The 12,375-nt window shown below is 68.5% G+C and carries 1 protein-coding gene (only partly in view); it reads left to right on the top strand.

The whole window is internal to a non-ribosomal peptide synthase/polyketide synthase gene (locus OG804_RS19415) on the top strand: the coding sequence, 54,354 nt in all, runs 21,081 nt past the left edge and 20,898 nt past the right edge, and what appears here is coding positions 21,082–33,456, spanning codon 7,028 (complete) through codon 11,152 (complete); the first codon wholly inside the window starts at position 1. The start codon and the stop codon both lie outside this window.

Here is a 12,375-nt window from a genome sequence, read left to right as displayed (position 1 = left end):
AATCTGCGCACCGCCTTCGTCGCCGACTCCGGCGGTAATCCGGTGCAGATCGTGCTCGACGGGGTCCGGGTGAACTGGGCGGAATTCGACCGCACCGCCACCGGGGACGCCGCCGAACTGATCGACGCGGACCGGTTGCGGCGCTTCGATCTCACCGAACCGCCGCTGATCCGATTCACCCTGATCCAGGTGGGCGCCCAGGAGTGGCAGTTCGTGGTGTCCAACCACCACATCCTGCTCGACGGCTGGTCGATGCCGCTGCTCATGCGGGATCTGCTGGTGCTGTACGCGGCGCACGCCGACACCAGCGTGTTGCCCGCCGCCCGCTCCTACCGGCACTTCCTGGAATGGGTCGGCGAGCAGGACCATCGGGCGTCGCTGACGGTGTGGTCCGACGCGCTGTCCGGCATCAGCGAACCGACCCTGCTGACCAGGCCGGACAGCGGCGGGTCTTCCTCGCACGAGATCAACGCGCTCTCCGGTGAATACGAGTTCGGGCTCGACGAGGTCGCTACCTCCCGGCTCACCGCGGTGGCCGCGGAAATCGGGATCACCGCCAATACCGTGCTGCAGGTCGCGTGGGCGATCCTGGTGGGCCGGATGACCAGCCGCGACGATGTGCTGTTCGGCGCCACCGTATCCGGTCGCCCCCCGCAATTGACCGGTGTCGAGACGATGGTCGGCCTGTTCATCAACACTGTCCCGGTGCGGGTGCGCTTCGACCAGTCCCGGTCCGCGCGCGAGGTCCTGGTCCGTACTCAGGCCGAGCAGGCCGATCTGCTCGACCACCACTATGTGGGCCTGTCCGATATCCAGACGGCCGCCGGAATGGCGAACCTGTTCGACACGCTGCTGGTGTTCGAGTCCTATCCGGTGGACGCGGAGGGCATCCAGGCGCAGGCCGCCGATATCGACGGGATGACGGTGACCGGCCTGAACGCGGTCGACGCCACGCACTACCCGTTGACCCTGGTGGCCGCGATGGATTCCCGGCTGCGGATCCGCGCCGGCTACCTGCACGACATGTTCGACGAGGCGACCGTCCGCCGGATCGCCGAGCGGCTGGTGTGGGTGCTCACCGCCATCACCACCGAGCCCGAGCGCCCGATCAGCGAGATCGATCTGCTCGGCGAAGGGGAGCGCGAACTCGTGCTGTCGCGGTGGAACGCGACGGCCCACGATCTGGACACCACCGCGACCCTGGTCTCGATGTTCACCGACCAGGTCGCGCGGACCCCGCAAGCGTCCGCGCTCACGTTCGAGGGGACGACTCTGTCCTACGCCGAGCTCGCCGCCCGGGTGAACCCGCTGGCGCGCTGGCTCATCGATCGCGGTGTCGGCCCGGAATCGTATGTGGCGCTGGGGATGCGGCGTTCCATCGATCTGGTGGTCGGAATGTACGCGGTCGCCGTGGCCGGCGGCGCGTATGTGCCGCTGGACCCGGATCATCCGGCCGAGCGCACCGAATACATTCTGCGGACCGCCGATCCCGTGTGCGTGCTCACCTCCGGCGACGATCTCGAGATCGACACCGCGCAGGTGCGGATCGATCTGCTGGATCTGTCCGGGCACCGCGAGAGCGCGATCACCGACCGGGACCGCCGGGCCCCGCTGCGCTCCGGCAATACCGCGTACGTGATCTTCACGTCGGGTTCGACGGGCCGCCCGAAGGGTGTGGCGGTGTCGCATGCGGCGATTGTGAATCGTCTGGTGTGGATGCAGTCCGAGTACGGGTTGTCGGTCACGGATGTGGTGTTGCAGAAGACGCCGGCGTCGTTCGATGTGTCGGTGTGGGAGTTCTTCTGGCCGTTGCAGATCGGTGCGCGGTTGGTGGTGGCCAAGCCGGACGGTCATCGTGATCCCGCCTACCTCGCGGAGATCATCGACGCCGAGCGGATCACGGTCGCGCATTTCGTGCCGTCGATGCTGACCGTTTTCGTCGGGGCTCTCGCCGAGACCGCCGATTCGGAATCCCGCTGTGCGTCGTTGCGGTTGGTGTTCTCCTCGGGTGAGGCGTTGTCGCCGAAGCCTGCGCGGCGTGTGCGGGAGTTGACCGGGACTGCGTTGCACAACTTGTATGGTCCGACCGAGGCCGCGGTGGATGTGACGTATCACGAGGTGACCGATGCCGATGTGGTGTCGGTGCCGATCGGTGCGCCGGTGTTCAATACGCGGGTTTATGTGCTGGATGACCGGTTGCGGCCGGTTCCGGTGGGTGTCGCGGGTGAGTTGTATCTTGCGGGTGCGCAGTTGGCGCGTGGTTATGTGGCGCGGCCTGATCTGACCTCCGACCGTTTCGTGGCGGATCCGTTCGATTCCGGTGCGCGTATGTATCGCACTGGTGATCTGGTTACGTGGACTGCTGGTGGTGAGCTGGATTATCTGGGTCGTACCGATTTCCAGGTGAAGTTGCGTGGTCTGCGTATCGAACTCGGCGAGATCGAAGCCGCGCTCGCCGGTATCGATGAGGTCGACCAGGCCGTCGTGGTACTGCGCGGCGATCCGCACACCGGCGATCAGCTGGTCGGCTATGTGGTCGCGGCGGCGGGCGCTCAGCTCGATATCGAAACCGTGCGCGAGGACCTCTCCGCGCAGGTGCCCGCCTACATGGTTCCGGCGACGATCATCGCGCTGGACGCGTTCCCGCTCAACGCCTCCGGCAAGCTCGACCGCAAGGCGCTGCCCGCGCCGGTGTTCGAGGCCGCGGTGTTCCGCGCCCCCACCACCCCGGTGGAGGAGATCGTCGCCCGGACCTTCGCCGAGGTTCTCGGCGTCGAGCGGGTCGGGCTCGACGACGACTTCTTCGCGCTCGGCGGCAACTCGCTCAGCGCGACCCAGGTCGCCGCCCGGTTGTCGGCGGCATTGGATACCGCTCTCGCGGTCCGCGAACTGTTCGAAGCGTCCACCGTGGCGGCACTGGCCGCGCGCGCGGAAACCCGGGCCGGTGCGGGCAGCGCCCACGCGGCACTCGTCCCGCAGCCCCGCCCGACCCATACCCTGCCCTCCGGCGAGGTCGTGGAGCGGGTGCCGTTGTCGCTGGCGCAGCAGCGGATGTGGTTCCTGAACCGGTTCGATCCGGATTCGGCGGTGGACAACATCACCGTCGCGGTCCGGATGTCGGGTCTGCTGGACCGGCAGGCCCTCCAGATCGCGGTGGCCGATGTGCTGGCCAGGCACGAATCGCTACGTACCTTCTATCCGGAGGTCGACGGCACCGCCTATCAGCAGATCGTGCCGACCGCGCAGGTCATCCCGGATCTGGCGCCGATCGATATCACCGAGGCCGAACTGCCGCACCGCCTGGCCGAAGTGGTGATGGCCGGATTCGATGTCATCGCCGCGGTTCCGTTCCGGGCCCGGCTCTTCGAGATCAGCCCGACCGAGCACGTCCTCGGTTTCGTGGTCCACCACATCTCCGGCGACGGGTTCTCGATGACCCCGTTCTTCCGGGACGTGGTCACCGCCTACGCCGCCCGGATCGAGGGCGGGGAGCCCGGCTGGCGTCCGCTCGAGGTCCAGTACGCCGACTACGCGCTGTGGCAGCGGCAGGTGCTGGGGTCGGAGGACGACCCGGATTCGGTGATCTCCGAACAGATCTCGTACTGGACCGACAAGCTGGCCGGAATCCCGGAACAGCTGGATCTGCCGATCGACCGGCCGCGGCCCGCGATCGCGTCCGGTCGCGGCGCGACCCATCTGTTCGAGATCGACGCCGATACCCATGCCGCCCTCACCGAACTCGCCCGCTCGCACGGCGCCACCCTGTTCATGGTCGTGCACTCCGCTTTCGCGGTCCTGCTGTCGCGGCTTTCCGGTGAATCCGATATCGCGATCGGCACCCCGGTCGCGGGTCGCGGTGAACGTGCGCTCGACGACCTGATCGGCATGTTCGTCAACACCCTGGTGCTGCGTACCCCGGTGGACCCGGGCGCCGGCTTCACCGATCTGCTGAGTGCGGTGCGCGGCACCGATATCGCCGCTTTCGGTCATGTCGATCTGCCGTTCGAGCGGCTGGTGGAGATTCTGAACCCGGTGCGCTCGCAGGCCCGGCATCCGCTGTTCCAGGTGATGTTGTCGCTGCAGAACACCCGGCCGGTCAGCATGGAGTTGCCGGGCCTGGTCATCGAAGGGGTCGGCACCCCGATCGAGACCGCCAAGTTCGATCTGGCGCTCGAGCTCACCGAGCGGGTCGGCGAAGAGGCCGGCGCCGCCGGAATCGACGCGAAATTCGTCTACGCCACCGACCTGTTCGACGACGTCACCGTCGCCACCTTCGCCCGGCGGTTCAACCGGCTGCTCAAGGCCCTCACCCGGACGCCGGAACGGCCGATGGGTGATCTGCCGATGCTCGAACCGGCCGAGGCGGCGCAGGAACTGCGCGGCTGGCACGGGACCACGCGGCCCATGGACCGTTCCGCGACTCTGGCCTCGATGTTCACCCAGCAGGCTTTCGAGACCCCGGACTGGGTCGCGCTCACCGGCCCGACCGGCGAATCGCTGACCTACGAAGAGTTCTCGGCCCGGGTCTCGCGGTTGGCGCGCAAGCTGATCGACGACGGCGTCGGCCCGGATACCCGGGTGGCCCTGGGCATCCGGCGCTCCATCGACCTCGTCGTCGCGATGTACGCGGTGGTGCAGGCCGGCGGCGCCTACGTCCCGCTCGACCTGGACCAGCCGGCCGACCGGATCGCCTATGTCCTCGACACCGCGGCACCGGTCTGTGTGCTGACCACCGGCCGTGACGGTTTCGCCGCCGCGGGCCGCCCGACCCTGACCGTCGACGAGATCGATTTGTCCGGCTATTCGGACGACCCGGTCACCGATGCCGACCGGACTGTCCCGCTGCATCCGCAGCATCTGGCCTACATGATCTTCACCTCGGGTTCGACCGGTCGCCCCAAGGGCGTGGCCGTCACGCACGCGGCGATCGTGAACCGTCTCGTGTGGATGCAGGCCCAGTACGGGTTGTCGGGCTCGGACGTGGTGTTGCAGAAGACGCCGTCGACGTTCGACGTATCGGTGTGGGAATTCTTCTGGCCGTTGCAGATCGGCGCCCGGCTGGTGGTCGCCAAGCCGGACGGTCACCGCGACCCGGTGTATCTGGCCCAGGTGATCGACGCCGAAGACGTGTCGGTGGCGCATTTCGTGCCGTCGATGCTGACCGTGTTCGTCGGAGCGCTGGCGGATTCGGGTGTGGCGCACTGCGATTCGCTGCGCCTGGTGTTCGCCTCGGGCGAGGCGCTGACACCGCGGCCGGCGCAGCGACTGCGCGAGCTGACCGGTGCGGCGCTGCACAACCTGTACGGCCCGACCGAGGCCGCGGTCGATGTGACCTATCACGAGGTCACCGATGCCGATACCGTCACGGTGCCGATCGGTGCGCCGGTATGGAACACCCAGGCCTTCGTCCTGGACGCCCGGCTGCATCCGGTGCCACCGGGTGTCGCGGGTGAGCTCTATCTGGCGGGCGTCCAACTGGCCCGGGGCTACTTCGGTCAGACGACGCTGACCGCGGACCGTTTCGTGGCCAACCCGTTCGGTCCCGAGGGCTCCCGGATGTACCGCACCGGCGACCTGGTCACCCGGGGCCGCGACGGCGAGCTGAACTACCGGGGCCGCACCGATTTCCAGGTGAAGCTGCGCGGTCTGCGGATCGAGCTCGGCGAGATCGAGACCGCGCTCACCGGACACCCGTCGGTCGGGCACGCGGTGGTGCTGGTGCGGACCGACGCGCACACCGGCGACCGTCTGGTCGGCTATGTGGTTCCCGCCTCGGATGCCGACGTTGACGTCGACGTGCTGCGCGACTACCTGGGCACACAGGTGCCCGCTTATATGGTGCCGGCAGCGTTCGTGGTGCTCGATGAGCTCCCGGTCAACGCCAGCGGCAAACTCGACCGCCGGGCGTTGCCGGATCCGGTGTTCGCGGCCCGCGAGTTCCGCGCTCCGACCACCCCCGTGGAAGAGATCGTCGCGAATGTGTTCGCCGAAGTCCTCGGCGTCACCGCGGACCGGCGGATCGGCCTGGACGACGATTTCTTCGAACTCGGCGGCAACTCGCTGATCGCCACCAAGGTGGCCGCCCGGCTGGGCGCCGCCCTGGAGACCGAGATCCCGGTCCGGATGCTGTTCGAGGCGTCGACCGTGGCGGCGCTGGCGACCCGGATGGAACACGCGGAGAGCGGGGCGCGCCTGGCGTTGACCGCCGGACCGCGGCCGGACCGCATTCCGCTGTCGCTGGCGCAGCAGCGGATGTGGTTCCTGAACCGGTTCGACAGCCGGTCGGCCGCGTACAACGTGCCGATGGCGGTCCGGTTGTCGGGTCGCCTGGATGCGGACGCGCTGCGCGCGGCGATCGGCGACCTGGTCGGCCGGCACGAGGTGCTGCGCACGGTGTATCCGGAGAGCGACGGTCCCGAGCAGGTGATCCTGCCGGTGGTCGGCGCGGTACCGGAACTGACGGTGCGCGCGGTGGCCGCGGACGCGGTGCTCGGCGCGGTGCTCGAACTCGTCTCGACCACCTTCGATGTCACCACCGAGGTGCCGTTGCGGGTGGCGCTGTTCGATATCGATGGCGCCGGCACGGAATACGTCCTCGCGATGGTGGTGCACCATATCGCCGGTGACGGCTCCTCCGTGGGGCCGCTGACCCGTGATCTGATGATCGCCTACGCGGCGCGGGCCACCGGCGAGGCGCCGGGCTGGGCGCCGCTGCCGGTCCAGTACGCCGACTACAGCATCTGGCAGCGGTCGGTGCTCGGTGACGAGGCGGATCCGGAATCGCTGGCGCACAAGCAGGTCGCGTACTGGCAGTCGGCGCTGGCCGAGCTGCCCGAACAGCTGGACCTGCCGACCGACCGGCCGCGTCCGGCGGTGCAGTCGCACACCGGTGGCCGGGTCGAGGTCCATATCGACGCGGAGATCCACCGCGCGCTGCTGGAAGCCGCGCGTGACGAGCACGCCACCCTGTTCATGGTGGTGCACACCGCGTTCGCGGTGCTGCTCGCCCGGCTTTCGGGCTCCGACGACATCGCCATCGGCACGCCGCTGGCGGGTCGCGGCGAGGCGGCACTCGACGATCTCATCGGCATGTTCGTCAACACCTTGGTGTTCCGGACCCGGATCGACCGCGGTGAACCCTTCACCGAACTGCTGTTCCGGCAGCGGGAGAACGATATCCGCGCCTTCGCCAACGCCGATGTGCCGTTCGAACGCCTGGTGGAGGTCCTGAACCCGGAGCGCTCGACCGCGCGCCATCCGCTGTTCCAAGTGGGTCTGTCGTTCCAGAACACGGCGAATTCGCAGCTGGAACTGCCGGGCCTGACCGTTTCGCCGGTGGATTTCGATACCGAGCAGTCCCAGTTCGACCTGAATCTGATCGTCGGGGACAACTACGACGATTCCGGCGCCGCGGACGGAATCAGCGGGTTCCTGACCTACGCGACCGATCTGTTCGACAGCGCGACCGCGCAGGGCATCGTCGACCGGTTCCTGCGGCTGCTCCGCGAGATCGTGGCCGCCCCGGATACCGCGGTGGGCGATTTCGACGTCCTCGACGACTCCGAACGGGACCGCGTCCTGGTGGCGTGGAACGACACCGCGCGGACGATCGATCCGGAACTGCTGCTGACCGGCTACACCCGGACCGCGGCGGCCCATCCCGATCGGGTTGCGGTGGTGTACGAGGGCGCCGAGCTCACCTATCGGGAATTCGACGAACGGGTCAACCGGCTGGCCCGATTGCTGATCGAGTCGGGTGTGGGCCCGGAGTCCCTGGTGGGGCTCGCGGTGCGGCGCTCGCTGGACCTCGTGGTCGGCATGTACGCGATCATCACGGCCGGTGGCGCCTATGTTCCGCTGGATCCGGACCATCCGGCCGAACGCATCGGCCATATCCTCGGCACCGCCCGGCCGGTGTGCGTGCTCACCACCGCCGCGGACGCGGTGCCGGTTCCGACGGGCACTCCGGTGTTCGAGATCGACAGCGTCGATGCCGAGTCCTACCCGGCCGACCCGGTGCGGCCGAGTGAACTGCGCGGGGTCGTCTCGCCCGACAACCCGGCGTATGTGATCTTCACGTCCGGTTCCACGGGCCGCCCGAAGGGTGTGGCGGTTTCGCATCGGGCCATCCACAACCAGATCACCTGGATGCTGTCGGAATACCCGATGGACGCCGCGGACGTCTACTTCCAGAAGACCGCGACCACCTTCGACGTATCGCTGTGGGGCTGGTTCATGCCGCTGCGGGCGGGCGCGAAACTCGTCGTGGCCACCCCGGACGGTCATCGCGACCCGGCCTATATCGCGGAAACCATTGCCGCGCGGCAGGTCACCGTCACCGACTTCGTGCCCTCGATGCTGACGGTCTTCGCGACCCAGACCGCCGCGGGGTCGATCCCGACCCTGCGCGATGTCTTCGTGATCGGCGAGGCGCTGCCGCCGGAGACGGTGGCGGCTGTCCGGGCGATCTCGGATGCCGGTGTGCACAACCTGTACGGTCCGACCGAGGCCGCGGTATCGGTGACCTATTGGCCGGCTACCGGTTCGGAGACCTCCAGTGTCCCGATCGGCTTGCCGCAGTGGAACACCCGCGGCTATGTGCTGGACGCCCGGTTGCGGCCGGTACCCCCCGGTGTGGTGGGTGAGCTCTATCTGGCGGGCGATCAGCTGGCCCGCGGTTATGTCGCGCGCCCGGACCTGACTTCGGACCGGTTCGTGGCCGACCCGTTCGATCCGGGCGCCCGGATGTACCGCACCGGCGACCTGGTGCGCTGGCAGCCGATCGACGGCAAGGGTGTCCTGGACTATCTGGGTCGCTCCGATTTCCAGGTCAAGTTCCGCGGTCAGCGGATCGAGCTCGGCGATATCGAATCGGCGCTGCTGGCGCAGCCGTCGGTGAGCCAGGCGGTCGCGTTGGTCATGCCGTCGGAACTCGGTGAACAGCTGGTCGCCTATGCGGTGCCGGCGCCGGGCGCGCAGATCGATCCGGCGGGCCTGCTCGCCGCCATCGGGCAGCGGCTGCCGACCTACATGGTCCCGGCGACCGTGGTCGGGCTGACCGAGTTCCCGCTCAACACCAGCGGCAAGCTGGACCGCAAGGCGCTGCCGAAGCCGACGCTGAGCCGGCGTGAGTTCCGGGCCCCGGCAACCCCGATCGAGGAGATCGTGGCCGGAGTGTACGCGGATCTGCTCGGGGTCGAGCGGGTCGGCGCGGACGACGATTTCTTCGCGCTCGGCGGCAACTCACTGGTCGCGACCCAGATCGTGGCCCGGATCGGCGCCGCGGTGGATACCCGAGTGCCGGTGCGGCTGCTGTTCGAGGCGCCCACGGTGGCCGGTCTGGCCGCGAAGCTGGAGCAGCACTCCGGTGCCGCGGGACGCCCGCCGCTCGTCGCCGGGCCACGGCCCGAGGTGGTGCCGCTGTCGCTGGCGCAGCAGCGGATGTGGTTCCTCAACCAGTTCGACACCGCGTCCTCGGCGTACAACATCCCGGCCGCGATCCGGCTCACCGGCGAACTGGACACCGCCGCCCTGCAGCGGGCGGTCGCCGATGTGATCGGTCGGCACGAGGTCCTGCGTACCGTCTATCCGGAGCGGGACGGGGTTCCGCAGCAGGTGATCCTGCCGGTGGAACGGGCGCTCCCGGACCTCACGCCGGTTCCGGTTCCGGCCGAAGCGGTGCGCGACCGGGTCGCGGCCGCGATCTCCGTCGGCTTCGACGTCACCACCGAGGTACCGCTGCACGCGGCGCTGTTCCATGTGGGCGAGCGCGAGTACGTGCTGGTCATCGTGGCGCACCACATCAGCACGGACGGCTGGTCGATGGGACCGCTCACCCGTGACGTCATGGTCGCCTACGCGGCCCGGGCCGCCGGTGAGTTGCCCGCGTGGTCGCCGCTGCCCGTGCAGTACGCCGATTTCAGCCTGTGGCAGCGCGCGGTTCTGGGTTCCGGCGACGACCCGGAGAGCCTGCTCAGCAACCAGACCGAGTTCTGGCGGACCGCGCTGGACGGGGTCCCCGACGAGCTGAACCTGCCCGCCGACCGGACCCGCCCCACCACGCAGTCCTTCGCGGGCGGCCGGGTGCGCTTCGATATCGACGCCGAGTTGCATCGCGCGGTGGTCCGCCTGGCCGCCGAGCACAACGCGACGCTGTTCATGGTCGTGCACGCCACGCTGGCGCTGTTCCTGGCCCGGATGTCGGGCACCGGCGATATCACCGTCGGCACCCCGGTCGCGGGCCGCGGCGAAGCCGAGCTCGACGATGTCATCGGCATGTTCGTCAACACCCTGGTGCTGCGATCCCAGGTGGACGGTGACCTGAGTTTCACCGAATTCCTGGCCGCCACCAGGGAATCCGACCTGCAGGCCTTCGGGCACGCCGATATCCCGTTCGAGCGGCTGGTCGAGCTGCTCGACGTGGAACGGTCGACGGCCCGCCATCCGCTGTTCCAGGTGGCGCTGTCGTTCGAGAACCTGCCGGTCACCGAGTTCGAGCTGCCCGACCTGCGGGTCGCCGGCGTCGAGTTCGATATCGACACCGCGAAATTCGATCTCGCGCTCAATCTGGCCGAGCTCGCGGGCGGCGGAATGTACGCGGACTTCGCCTACGCCCGTGACCTTTTCGACGAGTCCACGGTGGCGGTGTTCGCCGAGCGGTTCGTCCGATTGCTGCGCGCCGCCGTCGGCGCCCCGCACACGCCCCTCGGCGATCTGCCGCTGCTCGAGGACGCCGAATTCGGGCTGATGACCGATGTCCACGGCGACCATGTCATGGCCACCGGTCTGATGCCGGAAATGCTCACCCACGGCGTCCGCCTCAACCCGGACGGTGTGGCCGTTCGCTACCGGGGCCGTTCCATCACCTACCGCGAACTCGACGACCGGTCCTCGCGACTGGCGCGGGTGCTCATCGGCCGCGGTGTCGCGCCGGAAGAGATCGTGGCGCTGTCCTTCCCGCGCTCCTACGAGATGGTGCTCGCTTTCTGGGCGGTGACCAAAGCCGGTGGCGCGCATGTGCCGGTGGACCCGAACTACCCGGACGACCGCAAGCGCCACATGCTCACCGACTCCCGTGCCGTCCTGGGTATCACGAGCAGTGAGTTCGTGGATCAGTTGCCGGGCGAGGCCGAATGGCTGCTGCTGGACGATCCGGAGTTCATCGCCGAGATCGATGCGGAGTCGGGGGCCGAGGTCACCGACGCCGAGCGGCGCGCGCCGCTGATGATGTGGCATCCCGCCTACCTCATCTACACCTCAGGATCGACCGGCCTGCCCAAGGGCGTCACGGTGACCCATGCCGGTATCGGCGGTCTCGCCGATACCGCGACCGACCTGTACAAGCTGGAATCGCATCATCGGTTCCTGCAGATCTGCTCGCCCAGCTTCGACCCGTCGGTACTGGAATGGGTGTGCGCCGGGTACATCGGCGCCACCCTGGTGGTGGTGCCCGGTGAGATCCTCGGCGGACCGGACCTGGCCGAACTGCTGCGGGCCGAGCGGGTCACCCACACCATCATCACTCCCGCGGTGCTGGGCAGCATGGACCCCGAGGGGCTGGACAGCATCGAGGTGCTCTCCGTCGGCGGCGATGTGACGACGCCGGAACTGCTCGCCAAGTGGCAGCGGGGACGTCAGTACTTCAACGCGTACGGCCCCACCGAGGCCACCATCATCTCCACCTTCGCCCGGCTGGTCCCGGACGAGCGGATCACCGTCGGCCGCCCGGTGCACGGGATGACCGCGCTGGTGCTGGACTCCCGGCTGCATCCGGTGCCGCCGGGTGTCGCGGGTGAGCTGTATCTGTCGGGCGGTGCGCTGGCCCGCGGCTACCACAACAGGCCGGACCTGACCGCGGACCGGTTCATCGCCAATCCGTGGGGCGATATCGGCTCCCGGATGTATCGGACCGGCGACGTGGTGCGCTGGTACGCCCCGGCGGGCGAGCACGCCGGGAATCAGACACTGCCGACGGTGAACTGGCACCTCGACTATGTCGGCCGCTCCGATTTCCAGGTGAAGATCCGCGGTTTCCGCGTGGAACTCGGTGAGATCGACACCGCGCTCACCACCCATCCCGATATCGACTTCGCGATCACCCTGGGCCGGGAAACCGATGCCGGGGCGACGATTCTGGTGTCCTATGTACTCGCGGTCACCGGTCACTCGGTGGATACCCGCGCGGTAACCGATTTCGTCGCCCGCACGCTCCCGGCGCATATGGTGCCGAGCGCGATCGTGGTGTTGGACGAGATTCCGTTGACGCCGGTCGGGAAGTTGGATCGGAAGGCGTTGCCGGAGCCGGTGCTGGAGGTTGGTGAGTTCCGGGCTCCGGTGGGTGAGGTGGAGTCGGTGATCGCCGAGGTGTTCGCTGAT

The organism is Nocardia sp. NBC_00416 (assembly GCF_036032445.1).
Lineage (GTDB): Bacteria > Actinomycetota > Actinomycetes > Mycobacteriales > Mycobacteriaceae > Nocardia.
This window is presented reverse-complemented; position numbering and strand designations above follow the sequence as displayed.